16 protein-coding genes are annotated in these 18,353 nt (G+C 38.1%); 1 reads left to right on the forward strand and 15 read right to left on the reverse strand.

Going from position 1 to position 18,353, the window contains the following annotated elements; genetic code table 11:
- Positions 1 to 14: 14 nt before the first annotated feature.
- From purD to purM, 3 genes are read right to left on the reverse strand one after another with little or no spacing between them, the layout of a single operon-like run.
- Entirely contained in the window at positions 15 to 1,286 is a 1,272-nt protein-coding gene (gene purD / locus B5D25_RS08485; protein WP_078787540.1) for a phosphoribosylamine--glycine ligase, read from the reverse strand.
- Positions 1,287 to 1,307: 21 nt separating this feature from the next.
- Positions 1,308 to 1,901, reverse strand: coding sequence for a phosphoribosylglycinamide formyltransferase (gene purN, locus B5D25_RS08490; RefSeq protein WP_078787541.1), 594 nt, complete (start codon positions 1,899 to 1,901; stop codon positions 1,308 to 1,310).
- A complete protein-coding gene (gene purM, locus B5D25_RS08495; protein ID WP_078787542.1) occupies positions 1,895 to 2,920 on the reverse strand; it encodes a phosphoribosylformylglycinamidine cyclo-ligase in 1,026 nt (341 codons plus the stop codon). Before purM ends, purN begins: the two co-directional genes overlap by 7 nt.
- Positions 2,921 to 3,223: 303 nt before the next feature.
- Here purM and B5D25_RS08500 point away from each other — a divergent pair, with 303 nt between their 5' ends.
- Positions 3,224 to 5,539, forward strand: coding sequence for a diguanylate cyclase domain-containing protein (locus B5D25_RS08500; protein WP_078787543.1), 2,316 nt, complete (start codon positions 3,224 to 3,226; stop codon positions 5,537 to 5,539).
- Positions 5,540 to 5,597: 58 nt separating this feature from the next.
- Here the strand turns inward: B5D25_RS08500 and metF are convergent, their stop codons facing one another.
- From metF to rsmH, 12 genes are all read right to left on the reverse strand, one after another.
- Entirely contained in the window at positions 5,598 to 6,461 is an 864-nt protein-coding gene (metF, locus tag B5D25_RS08505; protein WP_078787544.1) for a methylenetetrahydrofolate reductase [NAD(P)H], read from the reverse strand.
- 204 nt (positions 6,462 to 6,665) lie between these two features.
- Positions 6,666 to 7,088, reverse strand: coding sequence for an acyl-CoA thioesterase (locus B5D25_RS08510; protein ID WP_078787545.1), 423 nt, complete (start codon positions 7,086 to 7,088; stop codon positions 6,666 to 6,668).
- Positions 7,081 to 7,899 (reverse strand): V-type ATP synthase subunit I domain-containing protein, encoded by an 819-nt coding sequence (locus B5D25_RS08515; protein WP_078787546.1) that lies wholly within the window; start codon positions 7,897 to 7,899, stop codon positions 7,081 to 7,083. The genes B5D25_RS08510 and B5D25_RS08515 overlap by 8 nt, the downstream gene beginning before the upstream one ends.
- 39 nt (positions 7,900 to 7,938) lie before the next feature.
- Positions 7,939 to 8,688, reverse strand: a complete 750-nt coding sequence (locus B5D25_RS08520; protein WP_078787547.1) for a glycosyltransferase family 2 protein — start codon at positions 8,686 to 8,688, stop codon at positions 7,939 to 7,941.
- A 78-nt stretch (positions 8,689 to 8,766) separates the two neighbouring features.
- Positions 8,767 to 10,056, reverse strand: coding sequence for a cell division protein FtsZ (gene ftsZ / locus B5D25_RS08525; RefSeq protein ID WP_078787548.1), 1,290 nt, complete (start codon positions 10,054 to 10,056; stop codon positions 8,767 to 8,769).
- A 123-nt stretch (positions 10,057 to 10,179) separates the two neighbouring features.
- Positions 10,180 to 11,085, reverse strand: a complete 906-nt coding sequence (locus B5D25_RS08530) for a cell division protein FtsQ/DivIB (RefSeq protein ID WP_078787549.1) — start codon at positions 11,083 to 11,085, stop codon at positions 10,180 to 10,182.
- Positions 11,086 to 12,234 carry an FtsW/RodA/SpoVE family cell cycle protein gene (locus B5D25_RS08535; protein WP_242870216.1) on the reverse strand — a complete coding sequence of 383 codons (1,149 nt, stop codon included), beginning with the start codon at positions 12,232 to 12,234 and terminating at the stop codon, positions 11,086 to 11,088.
- A 19-nt stretch (positions 12,235 to 12,253) separates the two neighbouring features.
- The gene (gene murD, locus B5D25_RS08540; protein ID WP_078787550.1) at positions 12,254 to 13,627 is read right to left on the reverse strand and encodes a UDP-N-acetylmuramoyl-L-alanine--D-glutamate ligase; all 1,374 of its coding nucleotides are present in this window, start codon (positions 13,625 to 13,627) and stop codon (positions 12,254 to 12,256) included.
- Between the two features lie 21 nt (positions 13,628 to 13,648).
- Positions 13,649 to 14,641 carry a phospho-N-acetylmuramoyl-pentapeptide-transferase gene (mraY, locus tag B5D25_RS08545; protein WP_078787551.1) on the reverse strand — a complete coding sequence of 331 codons (993 nt, stop codon included), beginning with the start codon at positions 14,639 to 14,641 and terminating at the stop codon, positions 13,649 to 13,651.
- Positions 14,642 to 14,701: 60 nt separating this feature from the next.
- Positions 14,702 to 16,744, reverse strand: a complete 2,043-nt coding sequence (locus tag B5D25_RS08550; protein ID WP_078787552.1) for a peptidoglycan D,D-transpeptidase FtsI family protein — start codon at positions 16,742 to 16,744, stop codon at positions 14,702 to 14,704.
- Between the two features lie 35 nt (positions 16,745 to 16,779).
- The gene (locus B5D25_RS08555) at positions 16,780 to 17,370 is read right to left on the reverse strand and encodes an FtsB/FtsL family cell division protein (protein ID WP_078787553.1); all 591 of its coding nucleotides are present in this window, start codon (positions 17,368 to 17,370) and stop codon (positions 16,780 to 16,782) included.
- Between the two features lie 33 nt (positions 17,371 to 17,403).
- Complete coding sequence (rsmH, locus tag B5D25_RS08560) at positions 17,404 to 18,342, reverse strand: 16S rRNA (cytosine(1402)-N(4))-methyltransferase RsmH (protein ID WP_078787554.1); 939 nt, start codon at positions 18,340 to 18,342, stop codon at positions 17,404 to 17,406.
- Positions 18,343 to 18,353: the final 11 nt, after the last annotated feature.

An 18,353-nucleotide genomic window follows, 5' to 3' on the forward strand; every position in this document is an offset into this window, starting at 1 on the left:
GCCGCTAACGAATCTTACTGCTCGTCAATAGCCTTTCCTATATCATGTCTCATATATTTATTATCAAATGATACCCACTCTGTGGCATCATAAGCATTCTTTCTAGCTGTAACAAGGTCTTTTCCGAGAGCTGTTATACCAATAACACGTCCACCGTTTGTAACAACCTCATTATCCTTAAACTTAGTACCTGAATGGAATGCAAAATAATCTTTCTTATCTGCAAAATTTTCAAGTCCTTTAATTGGGAATCCCTTCTCATAAGAAACAGGATATCCGTCTGAAGCAAGCATAACGCATACTGCTGCATTGTCTTCGAACTGAAGATCAATCTTATCAAGAGTACCGTCAACACAAGCTTCCATTACATCGATGATGTCATTCTTCATACGAGGAATAACAACCTGAGCTTCAGGATCTCCGAAACGAGCATTATACTCAAGGATCTTTGGTCCGTCAGGTGTAAGCATAAGTCCACAGAAAAGAACTCCCTTGAATTCTCTTCCTTCAGCTCTCATGGCATCGATAGTTGGCTGATAAATATTCTTCATACAATAATCAGCAATCTCATCTGTGTAGAATGGGCTTGGTGAAAATGTACCCATACCACCTGTATTTAAACCTGTATCATTATCTCCGGCTCTCTTATGATCCTGAGCTGATGTCATAGGCTTAATTGTCTTACCGTCAGAGTAGCAAAGAACAGATACTTCTCTACCTGTCATGAACTCTTCAACAACCATTCTGTTACCTGCGCTACCGAACTTCTTGTCCTGCATGATCTCTTTAACGCCTTCTTTAGCTTCTTCTAAAGTATTGCAGATAAGAACTCCCTTTCCAAGTGCAAGTCCGTCTGCCTTAAGAACGATAGGCATTTTAGCTGTCTCAAGATATTTGAGAGCTAATTCAGCATCATCAAATGTCTCATAAGCAGCTGAAGGAATGTTGTATTTCTTCATAAGGTCCTTTGAGAAAGCCTTTGAAGCTTCGATTATAGCAGCATTCTTTCTTGGGCCGAATGTCTTTATGCCTTCATCAAGGAATGCATCTGCAACACCTGCAGCAAGTGGATCATCAGGTGCTACTATTACAAAATCAATAGCCTTTTCCTTTGCAAACTTAACAAGATTTTCAGCATCCATAACTGATATATCAACGCACTCCGCATACTGGGCAATACCTGCATTTCCGGGTGCAGCATAAATCTTCTCTACCTTTGGGCTCTTAGCAACTGCCCAGGCAATGGCATGTTCACGTCCACCGCCGCCTACCAATAAAACTTTCATCTCTGTCTCCTTTATCTATCCTTAAATTCTGCCATTAGCGATCATATCGATTGCTTCCGGAAGAATTATCCATTCAGCTTCTTCCATTACTCGCTGCTGAAGCACCTTTGCTGTATCTCCCGGCAGAACATTTACTGCCTTCTGGAGGATAATAGGACCTGTATCGGTTCCTTTATCAACAAAATGAACTGTAGCACCTGTAACCTTAACACCTCTTGCGAGAGCAGCCTCATGAACCTTTAATCCATAATATCCTGTTCCACAGAATGAAGGAATGAGTGATGGATGAATATTGATCATCCTGTTCTCATATTTATCGATCATTGCAGGTGGAATCACAACAAGGAATCCTGCCAAAACAACGAGGTCAGGATCAAAGCTATCCACCTTTTCAAGAAGTGCATTATTGAATTCTTCTCTTGTAGGGAAATCCTTTGCTGAAACAACCGCATTCGGAATGCCTGCATTTTCTGCTCTTGTCAGAGAATAAACATTATGATTATTGCTTATAACGCCGACTACTTCCGCATTCTTTACGGTTCCGTCTTTAATCTTATCAAGAATAGCCTGAAGGTTTGTTCCGCCACCTGAAACAAGAACTACAACTCTTAGCATAATTCTACTCCTTTTTCTCCGGCTTCAACATTACCGATAACAAATGCTGTATCACCTGTAGAGCTGAGTGCACTAAGAACCTTATCCTTATCTGCAGGATTGATAGCAAGTACCATACCGATACCCATATTGAATGTATTGTACATCATATGCTCATCGATATTACCCTTCTTTGCCATAAGCTTAAAGATTGCAGGAACTTCATAAGAGTCCTTCTTAACAACAGCCTTAACACCATCAGGAAGCATACGAGGGATATTCTCATAGAATCCACCACCTGTGATATGGCTGCATCCTTTAACTGTAACACCTGCCGCTTTAACAGCCTTAAGTGCCTTAACATATATTCTTGTCGGAGCGATAAGAGCTTCTCCGAGTGTCTTTCCAAGTTCATCATAATAAGTATCAAGAGATTCCTTAGTCATCTCAAATACTTTTCTAACAAGTGAGAATCCGTTGCTGTGAACACCTGTTGAAGCAATACCGATAAGCATATCTCCCGGCTTAATATTCTCACCTGTTATCATATCTTTTCTGTCAACTACGCCAACTGCAAATCCGGCAAGATCATAATCATCCTCAGGCATAAGTCCCGGATGCTCTGCTGTCTCTCCACCAACAAGTGCAGCTTCTGACTGTCTGCATCCTTCTGCTACACCGCCAACGATTGTAGCGATCTTTTCAGGATAATTCTTACCGCATGCTATATAGTCAAGGAAAAATAATGGTTCTCCACCGGAGCATGCTATATCATTTACACACATTGCAACTGCATCAATTCCGATAGTGTCATGCTTGTCCATAATGAATGCAAGCTTAACCTTGGTTCCGCATCCATCTGTACCTGAAAGAAGAACAGGATCTTCCATTTCTTTGATTTTTGCAAGGCTGAAAGCTCCTGCAAATCCACCAATACCGCCGAGAACTTCCGGACGTACCGTACTCTTTACAGCGTCCTTCATAAGTTCAACTGACTTGTATCCTGCTTCAATATCAACACCGGCATTCTTGTAATCCATTGTGTTTTCCTCCTAGATTTTCTTCTTTTATAGAAATAAAACTTAAAAGAGAGATCCGGGCTCTCTTCCGAAATCATTATAGTGTAAATGCCCTGTTTTGTAAACTCAAACAAATTATTTTTCAGATAAATAAAACATATGTGTAAACTGATTGTGAATTTTTATCTGTTTGCCTCTTATTTTTCTCTGAAAGCTTGTAAGTACTCATCTTAAATGTTAATATTTACTAAGATTTATTTATTAACCGATTGGTTTATTTTAAAGCAATCTATCAAGATTTTTGGGGTTTAAGGAGGGTTTATCTTGAAGACTGACAGACCAACCGTAGGCTTTTTCACATGTCATCTGGACAACAATTATGCTGCCGAGGTCAGCAAAGGTGTTATCTATGCCGCTGAAGAAGCTGATATTAACCTGGTAATATTTCCCGGCATGTTTCTGAATGCCAGCTACAACGATCCGGTTAATTCCAAATATGATTATCAATATAATTCAATATATTATTATGCATCGCAGCATACATTAGATGCACTTATAGTTTCCATCGGTTCAATAGGAAGCTTTCTTACTGTACGGGATAAAAAGGCTTTTCTTGACCACTTTAATCTTCCGGTTCTGACTCTTGAGATTGAAGTTCCTGGATACCCTTGCCTGTATACCGAAAGCACCACAGGAATGCGTGAAGTCGTTGAGCATGTTATAAAAACTCATCACAAGCGTCATATCGGCTTCGTAACAGGACGTCTCGAAAACGCAGATGCAAATGAAAGATTTGAAGTCTACAAAAATGTTCTGAAGGAAAATAATATAGAATACAGAGAAAAGCTCGTAGCTTACGGCGATTTTTCAGAATATACGGAAAATATAGTCGGCAGGCTTATCGACAGAAATCCCGATATCGAAGCAATCATTTTTGCAAATGATCAGATGACTATCGGCGGTTATAAAGCAATTAAAAAGCGCGGTCTTGAGATAGGTAAAGATATACTTGTTACGGGATTTGATAATTCCATAACTTCACTTACCCAGTCTCCGACACTTACAACAGTAGATAATAATCTCATGGATCTTGGATATCATTCTGTATACCAGGCTCTTGAGCTTCTTCATTCAGGAAAGACTTCCATAAATATGCTTAAGTCCCAGTTTATCCCAAGGCGTTCATGTCCTGCGGATCCACAGGAAAAGACTGCATTCATAGATGAAGTAAATACCAACCTTTCCAATATGAAGAGTACAGATCTTCTTCTGAGTTTCAAAAAGTTTTATCTAATTGAACATCAGGATATTTTCTTTGCAGACAGGCTTTTCAAAGCACTGGAATCATTTTACAGTTTATTTACTGAGATTGTTACTAAGGAAAGAGAAAGCCTTACCCAAAATGAGATAATAAACAGCCTTAATGAGCTTTATGAAAATCCTATTATAAAAGATTATTTTTCTCATACAAGGCTTACAAACGCATTGTCGAAATTCCATGAATTCATTTCAATGTTAAACCTCGACGAAAAGATAAGAAGCAACCTTTTCCATGCATTCAACATATCTTCTGTTCAGCTTTCTTATAATATAAGCAGAAGCTATTTTGACAGTATGAATACTTATAAATCCGGAATATGGACTTCCGAAAATATCACCAAGGACACTCTCATTTTCAGTGAGCAGAAAGACCTTTGCTACAATCTTATCCTTGATAAACTCAACAGAAAAGGATTCAAGAGTTCATATATTTATCTCTATAAAAATGATCCTATCAAACTTCAGGAAGACGGTTCCTGGGCTATACCGAATGATGTGATATTTAAGGCCTGCTCCAAAAATGGAGAAATCTCTGTATTTGATAACAGCAACCTTATTTCAACCAAAGATTTATTCCATAATGAGCATACCGAAAATGATGCAAGAACTACTCTTGCCATAACACCAATCTATACAAATGATACTCAGCACGGCATTTTCATATGTGAAGCCACTCTCGGGGATCTTCAGAAAATATATTCAAGTTGCCTGCAGCTCGGAACATCTCTTAAATTCATGATGCTTGTGGATCACCAGAATGATATTCATGCCCGACTTGAAAAGACCATGAATGAGATAAATATCAAAAATGATATGCTGAATACCCTTTATATCACGGATGAATTAACCGGTTTATATAATAGACGCGGTTTCTTCGAAGCAGCTGAAGGTATTATGAAAAATCCTTATACTTCCGGTCACAGAATCCTTGTTGCTTTTATTGATATGAATAACTTAAAGCAGGTAAATGATATATTCGGCCATACCGAAGGCGACTTTGCTCTTAAAAGCATCGCTGATACACTTAAGAAAAGTTTCCCTGAAAATACAGTTGTTGCAAGGATTGGCGGCGATGAATTTGCTGTATTTATGATGGATTTTGATGAAGAATCACCTGAAACTTTAAGACGAATCTTAGATAAGAATTCAGCTGAATTAAACGAAACCAGCAACAAGCCTTACTTTATTGAATTCAGTTACGGTTTCCATGATTTCATTTGTAAGACGGACTCAAAGCTTGATGACATGCTCATCAAAGCTGATGAAGAACTTTATATTGATAAAAAATGTAAAAGAAAAAGTGTGTTACGTCAGTCCTAAACTGTCGTAACACACTTTTTACTTATCTATCTAATAATACTATTTTAGAACAAAAATATTAGGTCAAATCATATACAACCGCTTCATATATTTCTCTTGTTACATCGAATTTATTCATGCAGTAAATATGTATACCGTCTACTCCATTTTTAATAAGATCCTCTGTCTGTCTTATAGCATACTCAACTCCCGCCTTACGCATAGAGATTGGATCCTCACTGTATTTGGCTATGATATTGCTGAGCTCTGTAGGAACCGAAGAACCTGAAAGAGCAACACTTGTTCCAAGCTGATTAGCTGCTGTTATTGGCATAATTCCCGCATGAACCGGAACATTTACATTTGCAGCTCCAAGCTTGTCCATAAAATCATAGAATTTATTATTATCGAAAAACATCTGAGTGATAAGCTCATCTGCACCGATCTCAACCTTCTCTTTAAGGTACTTTATATCTTCCGCGACAGTAGAAGCTTCAGGATGTTTCTCAGGATAACAAGCTGCAGCAATTTTGAAATTGCCATTATCTTTAATAACCTTAATAATGTCCGATGCATATTTGTAATATCTTTCCTTAAAATCCTCATCAGACATATCTCTTGGCTTATCGCCTCTTAATGCAAGAATTCTTCTGACATTTTTTCTTTCAAACTCTTCAAGCATACATGCAAGTTTCTCAGGATTAACTCCAACAGCTGTAACGTGCGCTAAAGCCTCAACTTCCGAAATATTCTGAATATATGTAGCTATCTGTGCTGTTCTTTTGCTGTTACTTCCTCCTGCCCCGTATGTTACACTTATGAAATCAGGATTAAGGAGCTTTATCTCATCAAGTGTTTTATATATGTCATACATATCTTCATTTCTTTTAGGTGGGAACACCTCGCAAGAAAATTCAATATTTTTTCCGTTACACTCTATCATGTCAATACCTCATAAATTTATTCCGTCGATATCAATTCTGCAATACATTTCAAAAATGTCTCAATCGGTAATCTTAATAATACAATACAGCCAATGTAAAATAAAATCTTAAAAAGCTATGGTTAATTATAGATAATACCTATAATTTTTCATTATTATAGAACGAACCGATAATAAAGCAGTATTATTTTCTATAACATCTGATTACTCGTCCTTGCTGAGTAATGCTTCGAACTGGGCATATACTTCCGGGAAACTCTTCTTGATATTGAAAGGCATAAATTTATCATTTACAAATGCATGACTTGAAGTTGCCTCACATCTAATCTCACCGGTCTCTGCATCTTTTATCTTATATTCAAGAGAAAATCTGACAGGTGTTAATTTATTCACTTTTATATCGATGGCGATAGTGTCGCCAAAATGAACAGCATATTTGAATTTGGTATTTATCTCAAGAACAGGAATGATTATCCCTTCATCCTCCATAGCTTTATAATCTATTCCGGATTGTTCCATAAGATCGAGTCTTGCCTCTTCAATATATCTAGCATAATTCGAATGATGAACCACCTTCATCTGATCTGTTTCATAGTAATTAACTTTTCTAATATATGGCTTAAGCATTCTTATTAACCTTCTTCGCTTTTATCTTCTTAATGTCTTCAGCTTCTTCTCTCTTAACCTTGATCTTAACCTGGGTTCTGTCAGGATTTATCACAGGCTTATCAGATTTCTGCTCTTCTTTAAAAGCAGTATCTTCATCAAAACGAATTCTGAACTGATTGATAGCCTCTTCTTCCCTTGACTTAGCCTTAGCTTTCTCAACATATATTTCATTTGATAAAAGCTGGCTTAACTCAAGTATCTGGCTATATCTGTCGTTTTTACTGAGTTCGCTAAGATTATTAAGCAACTCATTTTTATTTGAGGATATATTATCAATCTTATTCTTTAATGTATGAATAACTTTCTCATATTCAAGCTGAATACTTTCATATGCATTATTTATAAGATGATCAACCTCTGTAAGCATTTCATCTGTATAAATGAGAGATGCGGCATAAATATCATTTGCTGTTCTTAAAGCTTCCTTATCATCCTTGGATAAATCAGTTACTTTGAAAGGAAGAACTTCATCTTTTCTTCTCTTTGTAACTCTTATTCTGCTGGCGTTCTTTTCAGCCTCATAAACGATATTCTCGGCTTCTTTTTCAGCATCATTAATGATTCTGGCACGCTTATCATTAATCTCTCTATAAGTATTCATCTCAACATTTACCATACTGCTGAGACTTTCAAGTTTCTCTATGAATTCCTCCCTGTTGATCACTGCCTTTCCCTGAGAAAGCGGCATCGACTGTGCCTCAGTCACTTCTTTAATAAGCTCCTGTATAAGATTCTCAGCTCTGCCTTCTAAAGCTTTAACTTTGTTCATATATCCTCCGTAAGATATCCTCTACCGGATATCATATTATCAAACATATTTTTTTATACCGTAGAATGTATATGTAATCATATACCATAATCTTTTAGGAAAAGATATCCCGGCCTTCTTATATACATAATAAGTCATAATAGCAGAATTGATCTTCTTTCCGGATCTACTTGCCTTATATGACCTGTAATTCAGAAATGGTATATCTATACCGGCCGCAATCCCGCCATCTCTCAGCATCTCGATCCAGCACAGATAATCCTCATGGATATCACCGCATTTCATCGGATACTTAAGAGCCGTACTCCTCCTAAGCATAACTGAAGAGCAACTGATAAAATTGCTCTTTAACAAAGTTTTATAATCAACTTTTTCCTTTGCACCTATAACCTTTTTGGTTTTTCTTCCGTCCTCAGTGCAAAGTCTTCTAGCGGTAAAGCATAATCTGACTTTGTCATCCCGGACTGATTCCATAAGTTCAATCTGCTTTTTAAGCTTACCTTTTTCCCACCAGTCGTCAGCATCAAGAAATGATACATACTCACCCCTTGCTTCACTCACTCCCAGATTCCTTGCCTCTGCAACTTCAAGGTGCTTATCACCTTTAACAACTCTGAAATTTAAATCTTCACCAAATGAATATCTGTCCTTACTAAATGTCAAGGAAGCATCCACAAGTACAATTTCAAAGTTATATCCTTCACATTCCACAGATTTTATAGCTTTATCAATAGTTCCGGAATTATGAAAATATGGAATTATTACACTGACCTTTATATTATCACTCATTACTGTAATATTTCCTCATCAAGAAAAAATATGGGCGAGAAAACTTGTTCCCGCCCAATACGATAATCTAATTAATTATTAGCCTCTCTTAAGAAAATCAGGAATCTTAATAGCCTGTGTATTGTTCTTAAGTGGTGTAGGCTTCTTCTCAGGAATAGCACTATTTACAGGTTTTGTTTCCTTAACAGCACTGTTAACCGGCTGTGCAGGCTGTGCCTGAACTGTTGTAGGCTGTACAATAGTCTGCTGTGGCTGAGCCGGAGCCTGCTGAGCAGATTTAGCCTGAATATTAAGTGGAACAGGCTGAGCTCCTGTCTTAGGCTTATTTCCGAATACAGGCTGGCTGATAGTCTTCTTCTCTGAAGAATAGATTGAAGCAGACTTATGAACAGGAGCAGAAACCTTAAGTCCACCCTTTCCGCCTTCAAGACCTGTAGCGATGATTGTAATACTTACATCATCTCCTGCAACATCATTATCAACTGTACCGAAGATGATATTTGCCTCATCACCGGCAACTTCTGTAAGATATGTAATAGCATCATATGCTTCAACGATTCCGACATTACCTGAGAAGTTAACGATGATATCTGAAGCTCCGTTAACTGTTGTCTCAAGAAGTGGAGATTCCATAGCTGTCTTGATTGCATCAACAGCCTTGTTGTCACCGCTTCCTTTACCGATACCGATATGAGCGATACCCTTATCTCTCATTACTGTCTGAATATCAGCAAAGTCAAGGTTGATGAGACCAGGTTTATTGATAAGATCTGTCACACCCTGAACACCCTGCTGAAGAACTTCATCTGCTTTCTTGAGAGCATCAGGAATTGTTGTTCTCTTGTCACAAATCTGAAGAAGTTTGTCATTAGGAATAACAATGAGTGTATCAACATTTTCACGAAGTTTAGCAATACCGTTCATGGCATTGTTCATACGTGGCTTTCCTTCAAATGTAAATGGCTTTGTTACAACACCTACAGTAAGGATACCAAGGTTACGTGCGATCTCAGCAACAACCGGAGCTGCACCTGTACCTGTTCCGCCACCCATACCGCATGTGACAAATACCATATCTGCATCTTTGATTATATCATTGATTTCTTCTCTGTTCTCTTCAACTGCGCTGGCACCGACTTCAGGCTTTGCTCCCGCACCAAGACCCTTTGTAAGTTTCTCACCGATCTGAATCTTTGTTGTAGCCCTACTAAGTGAAAGAGCCTGCTTATCTGTATTTATAGCTATAAGCTCAACACCTTCAACATTTTCATCTATCATTCTGTTTACCGCATTATTACCGGCACCACCAACTCCTATAACAAGTATTCTTGCAGGTGTCTTCTCATCATTTGACTTAATCTCGAGCAAGGTTTCGTCCTCCTTAATTTGTATTTCTCTATATTTATAATTATATTTTGTAATTTATAGACATACTACGTTCTATAATAAACTTATTTTGATAAATAATCAACAAAAAAACATTTTTATTGATTATTCTTCTGAATACGCATCAGTATTAGATGCATCTTCCCAATCATCGCCGCTGTCTTCGTCATAATCACTGCTTTCGTCGTAATCGCTTTCATCATCGGCGTCTTCATCGTCACTGTCTTCGTCTTCTGTGGTCTCTTCCTCCTTCTTGTCTTTGCTCTGTTTCTTTTCAGATGCTTTCTTAGCTTCATTCTCCAACATCTGTTTTGTCTTGAAGCTTGCTACACCATCCGGAGTTTTGAAATCTTTCATATAAAGCACTCCGCTCTGGCCTTCAAACTGTTTCAGGATATTACCAAGGTTCATCATCTGAACCGCAAGATAAGATCCGTCACCAACCTCTATATCTATACCGTTCGAATGAAGGATAATCTCATTCTCCGGTGTAAAAGTCACCCCATCGATCGTCAAACCGAACTTTTCCTTAAGCTGAGTGACAGTAAGAATATTATTGAACTTATCCTTATCATCAACAGGAAGCTTTTTACCCATTTCCCAGCTTTCAAATGTAAGTCCCTCTATGTAAGGAACATCCTTCTTTTTCTCTGAAGAAGCCTCGAGCACGATACCGTCTTTATCGAAATAAATGAATTTCTCCATATATTCGATGCATCCTGCTATCTTCTTCTCGTAAACTTTGACTTTTATTTTATTCTTATTTACAAATGTAATATCAAGCTTAGCCACAAAAGGAATCTTCTTTATAGGCTTAAACTTATGTCTCCAGTAAAGGAGAATTGTATTATTCATATAAGCATATTTCTTTACTTCATCTTTGATCTGACTCTCCGAAGAATATACACATCCTTCTGTCTCGATCTCTTTAAGAGTATAAGTGCTCACATAAAGTGCACCTAACCCTATGATTGCCAGAAATACAAGAAATATAACCAGAACTTTCTTCATTTACATCTCCTTCATGGCCTTAAGCGGCTTTTCCCTGTACGGACGAATCTGTCTTGAAACAGAAAGCGCAAGGCCCATTTCCATTAAAAGGAACAGCAATGAACTACCTCCGTAACTTATAAACGGAAGTGTTACACCTGTATTAGGCATAATATTTGTTACAACGCACATATTTACCACAACCTGGAATCCAACGTGGATGATTATTCCCACAACTATAAGACTTCCAAACCTGTCCGGTGCACCTTCTGCTATAATCCTGAATCTCCACAGGAACATAACAAAGACAACTATAAGTCCTATGCCTCCGATTATTCCAAGTTCCTCACAGATAACAGAGAAGATCATATCGTTATGTGCTTCCGGTATGAATCCCATCTTCTGTATACTTTGTCCAAGGCCTCTTCCAAATAAGCCGCCCGAACCTATAGCATAAAGTGACTGCATCGTCTGATAACCATTTTCTGATGTTTCAGGATGAAGCCATGCCTCAATACGATTTCCACGATATCCCGCTTTTAAAATAAATACGAGAATTCCGGCCAAACCAAGTATACCGATTGCGATGATGTACTTAGTCTTAGGAGTTGCTACATACCACATACCTACCATGATAACACCACAGATTATGGCAGTACTCAGGTTTTCAACAGCAATGATGATTATAAGAAGTATCGGCGGAACAAACATTTTCGCCGTATCCAACATATTGTTAAGTCCCTTACTGTTCTGGGTACAAATATGTGCCATATAAATGATTATAGCCAGCTTCGCTATCTCCGAAGGCTGGAATGAAAAGCCTCCGATACTAAGCCATCTGGTAGAACCATTCGCACTTTCTCCTGTGAAATGAATGAGCACGAGAAGTGCCAATGCTCCGGCCAAAATAATATAAACGAACTGTCTGATCTTCTGATATCTCACAAAAGAGATTGCTGTCATAAGTCCTACACCGAGAAGGGCTACTACAGCCTGTCTCTTAAAGAAATATGCCGCATCGTCAGCCATTACTCTGCCCTTATATGAACTAGTGCTGTAAACCATCACAAGGCCGAAAACAGTCAGAAAGAGCACATAAAACAGCGCCGGATAATCAAAATATGTTCCGGCAAGAAAAAATGAACTTTTTTTCTTTCTACGTTTTGCCAATGCCCCTTCACCTCATATATTATTTGTCTGAATCGCTTATCTCATTTACGTACTTCTTGAAGAGTTCTCCTCTTTCTTCGTAACTCTTGAACATATCCCAGCTTGCACATGCCGGCGAAAGAAGTACATTGTCCTGAGGCATTGCATGTTCATTACAGAAAAGAACAGCATCCTTAAGACTATCCATAAATACTATATTGTTAAAGCCATGATTCTTTGCACATTTAGCTATATCCTCTGCCGTCTCACCAATTAGTACAAGATATCTGACTTTCTTTGCAAATTCATCAACCCACTCATCGTAAGTATTTTTCTTATCATAACCGCCGCCGATAAGAAGTGTTGTAGACTTCATAGCTCTTATGGCCTTAATGGCAGCGTCAGGGTTTGTACCCTTTGAATCGTTGTAGTAAGAAACACCGCCGATATTTCTTACAAATTCTATACGATGCTCAACACCCTTAAACTTTTCTATTACTTCTGCAATCGTCTCAACAGGTATTCCCATGTAATAACTGATTGCTACAGCAGCAAGTACATTTTCAATATTGTGATCACCAAGGATCTTGATATCCTTTAATTTGATAACAAATATTTCCTTACCGCCCTTTTTCTCTCTTATATAGATTGAATCTTTTTTAACATATACACCTGAATCAAGTACGTGGCATCTACTGAAAGTAACAACCTTTGCTTCCTTTACGTAGTCTCTTCTTGCCATTGTTTCAGGGTCATCATAATTTAAAATGCAGATATCATCTTTAGTCTGATTTTTTGCGATATCATACTTAGCTCTTGCATAATTCTCGAATGTATAATGTCTGTTAAGATGATCCGGTGTAAGATTAAGTATTGCAGAAACCTTAGGTCTGAAATCATGTATTGTCTCAAGCTGGAAGCTGCTTATCTCGGCAGCAACAAGTGTATCTTCATCTGTAGAATCCGCAAACATCGCAAATGGAATTCCGATATTTCCTACTACCACGCTATTCTCTGTATGAGCCTTAAATATCTCGCCTACAAGAGTTGTTGTGGTTGTCTTTCCGTTAGTTCCTGTAATAGCAGCTATATGTCCCTTATTGAAATGATAAGCAAGTTCTATCTCACTCCATACCGGTATACCTTTTTCTTTGATCTCAAGTACAAAAGGACTGTCAACCGGTATTCCCGGACTTATAACCATTATATATACGTCTTTCATATCTTCTTCAGATAACTTACCTGTGACTATCTGAATATTTTCATTATTAGTGAACCCCTGAAGAAGTTCTTCTTTATTTACCTTTTCATTCTGATCAAAAAGTATTACATTTGCCCCACTTCTGAGAAGAAGTCCTGCCGAGCTAACTCCACTCTTACCTGCTCCGGCAACTATAACTTTTTTGCCCTTCATTAGATTAATTCCTCCTAAAGATTATAATGCAATAAGTGCTAACATCATAAGAAGCATGGTTACTATTGTAAACATGGTTACTACTTTTGTCTCTTCCCATCCACCAAGTTCGAAATGATGATGGATAGGTGCCATTCTGAAAAATCTTCTCTGTCCCTTTGTTGCTTTGAATACGAGCACCTGTATTATAACCGATATTACTTCTATAAGATATATAAATGCTATAAGAATTATTATAAGCGGCTGTCTTATAACAAGAGCTGCTGCCGCTGTATATCCGCCAAGCATGAGCGAACCTGTATCGCCCATAAATACTTTTGCAGGATGACAGTTAAATACCAGGAAGCCAAGTAAGGCTCCAAGCATTGCCGCAGATGCAACAGAAACTCCTGCTGCTCTGTAAATAATTCCTGCAGCTATAAAAAATACTGCGATCACCGATGTCACTGATGAAGCAAGTCCATCAAGACCATCTGTGAAGTTTGATCCATTTACTGTTCCGATTACAGTTACGAAAAGAAGTACATAATAGAACCATCCAAGATCAATTGTTGCATCCGTAAACGGAATACAGATAACAGTATTCATTTTCATTTTAATTGTAAGATAAACCGCAAGACCGGCTGTTACCAAAAACTGTCCTGCCATCTTCTGTATAGGTGTAAGACCTTCAGAACGCTTAAGAACTATCTTAATGAAATCATCCAAAAGTCCGACAATACCAAAACCGCCTGCTGCGATAAGGATAGGAATGATCTCCTCATCCTTTGTCAAAAAATACATAACAACTGAAACGATTGCAAATGCCAGAAGTATCATGATTCCACCCATAGTCGGCGTTCCCGCTTTCTTCTTATGAGCTTCCGGTCCTTCCTCCCTGATATACTGCCCAAACTTTAATTTGTGCAATACAGGTATCATAATCTTGCAAAGGATCACACAAAGTACAAATGAAACAAGCACCGGTGTTGCTATATCCTTCTTAATATCAAGACCTTTTATTAAACCAAACATATTATTTTCCTCCTGCTCAACCGTTATAGCATACAACTATATTAAGACTAAATCAACACCTTATCTGTCCGCATCGGTCGGAGTAGGCACATAAAAGTCTCCTTCTGAGTTTGATGTTGCACCCATGGACTCATAATCATTTACACCGCCGCCTGCAACATCATTATCAGGTGCTTCACCATTATAAACAGGTGTAACCTGCTCATCATCGCTGGCTTCTCCTTCATAAGTATCATCCGATTTATAGATATTCATGTAAGGAAAAAGTTCTGTTGCTATCATATTAAATACAACTGCACCGGCACCACTTAAATACTGGCTGTCAACGTGAGGCTCATCTACCACGCAGTAAACAACCACCTTCGGATCCTCAACCGGCGCGAATCCGATAAACGAAAGAATATAATTATCATTTCCTCGAGGCTGTTTCTCGGCTGTTCCTGTCTTACCACCAATAGAGTAACCATCAATTCCGGCTCTCCATCCTGTACCGTCAGTAACAACTCTCTTGAGCATTCCTCTCATTTCTGCAGATGTCTCTTCAGAAATAGTTCTTCTTACAAGTATTCTGTCAAAACTTTTTACAAGGTTTCCGTCTTTATCCTGAATCCTGCTAACTACATGAGGTTTATAATAATATCCTCCGTTGATTGCAGAACAGAAAGCTGTTCCAAGCTGTATCATAGAAACAGTAACACCCTGTCCAAATGCAGAAGTAGCAAGTTCAACAGCATTAAGAGTATCCTTATGATAAATAAGGCTCGAAAGTGCAGATTCACCCTGTTCACCAGGAAGATCTACATTTGTTCTCTGTCCAAATCCGAAAAGCTGCTGATATTTATCAAATACTTCCGGACCTTCCATTGCAGCTATCTGCATAAGACAGTCATTACAAGACTGCTCAAGGGCTCCGGAAACAGTTAATGTTCCATGTCCGTCATGATTTACACAGTTAATATCCCAGTCGGCAACAGTCTGATGTCCATCACAGAAAAATGTTTCCGATCCATCAAGAACCTTATCCTCAAGGGCACCTGCTATTGTAAATACTTTAAATGTTGAACCCGGCTCAAAGTTATCACTTATAACATAACTTCTCCAGAGTCTGTTAAGTCTGTCGACCATCTCATCATCAGACATCTTCTTTACTGTTTCTTTAAATTCAGCATCTGTCTGAGTTGCGAACTGATATCTTAATCTGCTGGTGTCATAGGCATCATTCGGATCATACTGATGACCATTGCAAAGCGCAAGAATCTCACAGGTATTTGGATCCATAACAAGTACTGAAACATTTTCAGCGCCTACAGTTTCCATATATTCATCTACTTTACTCTGAACAATATTCTGAATCTCCGCATCGATGGTTGTTACAACTGTGTCACCGTCATTTGCAGGTTCTGTAGTTTTCTGTGTTGTATAATCATCTGTAAGATATACATATGTACGACCGTCTTCGCCATTGAGGTATTCGTTATATTCACCCTCGATACCACCAAGGCCTACATTTCCGCTTACAACGAAACCGAGCATATGGCATCCAAGTTCCTTATTCGGATATACACGAACATAACTTTCTTCAAACCATACACCCACAACGTCATCTTCATCTTTTTCATAATCAGTGAATTTCTTCACCTGATCATAACTAAGCCCTTTTCTTACAACATCATAAAGTGAATCTTTATCTTCCAAATATTTATCAAGTTCTTCTCTTGTAATATCAAAATATGTTGTCAGCGCCTTACATGTTTTCTCCTTCTTCTCATCATCACGAAGGATGTTTTTAGGCTCAATAATAAGATTATACACTTTACTGCTCATAGCAAGAACACTTCCGTTCCTGTCGAGGATCTCACCTCTTTTATAAGGAACTGCAGTACTTGTATAATTCCTCTGACTGAGAACTCTGGTCTCGTATTCTTTACCTTTTTTAACGTTTAACTGGATAAGTCTTACTGCAACCACAATAAGAGCGAGCGTTATGATTCCCATAACGACAAGAAGGTGTATCCTCATTCGTCTAAGGAACACCTTTCTTCTCTTTGTATGAATCTTGTTACCGGAATTACTCCCGTTTCGTTTATTATTTACATCACTCATTTTAACACTTCCATCCTAATAGATAGATGATCTGATTAATCATCCCCCGGAACATTTCGATACTGATTGACATAGTCTTCGCTTGTAGCATCATAATAAACTATCTGGCCTTTTTCTGAGTAAACCATCCCAAGTTCATTAACTGCAATATCACGAATTTCGTCAAGAGTGTAAGTGTTGCTGAGACTGTTCTCAAATGCTTCGTTGTCAGCCTTAACTTCTCTTATCTCACTCTGAAGACTTGCAATCTTGCTCTTCCTGTCATCTATCTCACTCTGCATTCTAATCATGTTCGCACATGATGCTATCATAATTATCATAGCAAGTGCAAGGAAAAAAGTATACTTAAAATCAAATGCTAATGAGTTTCTTGCCTTAATTGCTGATTTTCTGTATGTTACAGGTTTATTATTTTTTACCGGACGTCTTTCAACTCTTCTTTCAGGATCAGCTACTCTTCTCTGTGGTCCTCTTGCAGGCATCTGGCTGTATCTTCTTTCCGGATATCCTGATGGACGTCTTCCCGGTGTATATGCCGGAGCAGCACTGTAATATATATCTCTCTTCCTTACTGTACTACCATCTACATAATACATATCTCTTGTTATATTTCTTCTCTGCTCCATATTTTTCCCCTTCTTATTCTATGCCGGATAAAATCATAATGCCTTTTCAAATACCCTTAGCTTCGAACTCTTTGATCTACTATTTATCTCTAATTCTTCTTCTGATGGAACGATCGGCTTTCTGGTAATTACCGTTCCTTTTGACTTTCTTCCGCATACACACACCGGAAATTCCGGTGGGCATATGCAAGGATTCATGGCTGTTTTGAAAATATTCTTAACTATCCTGTCCTCCAGTGAATGGAAAGTTATGATGCATATCCTTCCACCCGGTGCCAGTAGGTCTATCATTTTTGTAAGAGCCTGTTCCAAAACTTCAAGTTCGTGATTAAGCTCTATTCTGATAGCCTGATATGTCTGCTTGGCAGGATGCCCTGTTTTTCTAAGAACCTTAGCAGGAAGTGCAGACTTTATAATGTCATTAAGCTGAAATGTAGTAGTAATCCTTCCTTCTTCTCTTGCATTTACGATTGCTCTTGCAATCTTCTGAGCAAATGGATCTTCGCCATAATCTCTTATAACTCTTGCCAGGTCTCTTTCTTCATAGTCATTAACTATATCTGCAGCAGTAAGACCTGTATCTTTATCCATTCTCATATCAAGGGGTGCATCCTCTCTGTATGAAAATCCTCTGTCCTTATTATCAAGCTGATATGATGAAACCCCAAGATCAAGAAGTATTCCGTCCAATTGTTCAATCCCAAGATCTTTGAGTATCGTATCCACATTTACAAAATTACTTTTTACTATAGTAAGTTTATCTGAATAATCCTTAAGTCTTTCCTTTGTTGATTCAATAGCCTCTCTATCCTGATCTGTGGCTATAAGGCGTCCATTCGGTCCAAGTCTTTTAAGAATCTCACCTGAATGTCCTCCACCACCGAGAGTACCGTCAAAATAAGTTCCGTCTTCTTTTATATTCAGATTTTCTATTACTTCATTTAATAAAACAGGTATATGGCTGAATTCCACCACTTCTCACC

The sequence above is a fragment of the Eubacterium ruminantium genome (assembly GCF_900167085.1).
Taxonomy (GTDB): Bacteria; Bacillota; Clostridia; order Lachnospirales; family Lachnospiraceae; genus Eubacterium_Q; species Eubacterium_Q ruminantium.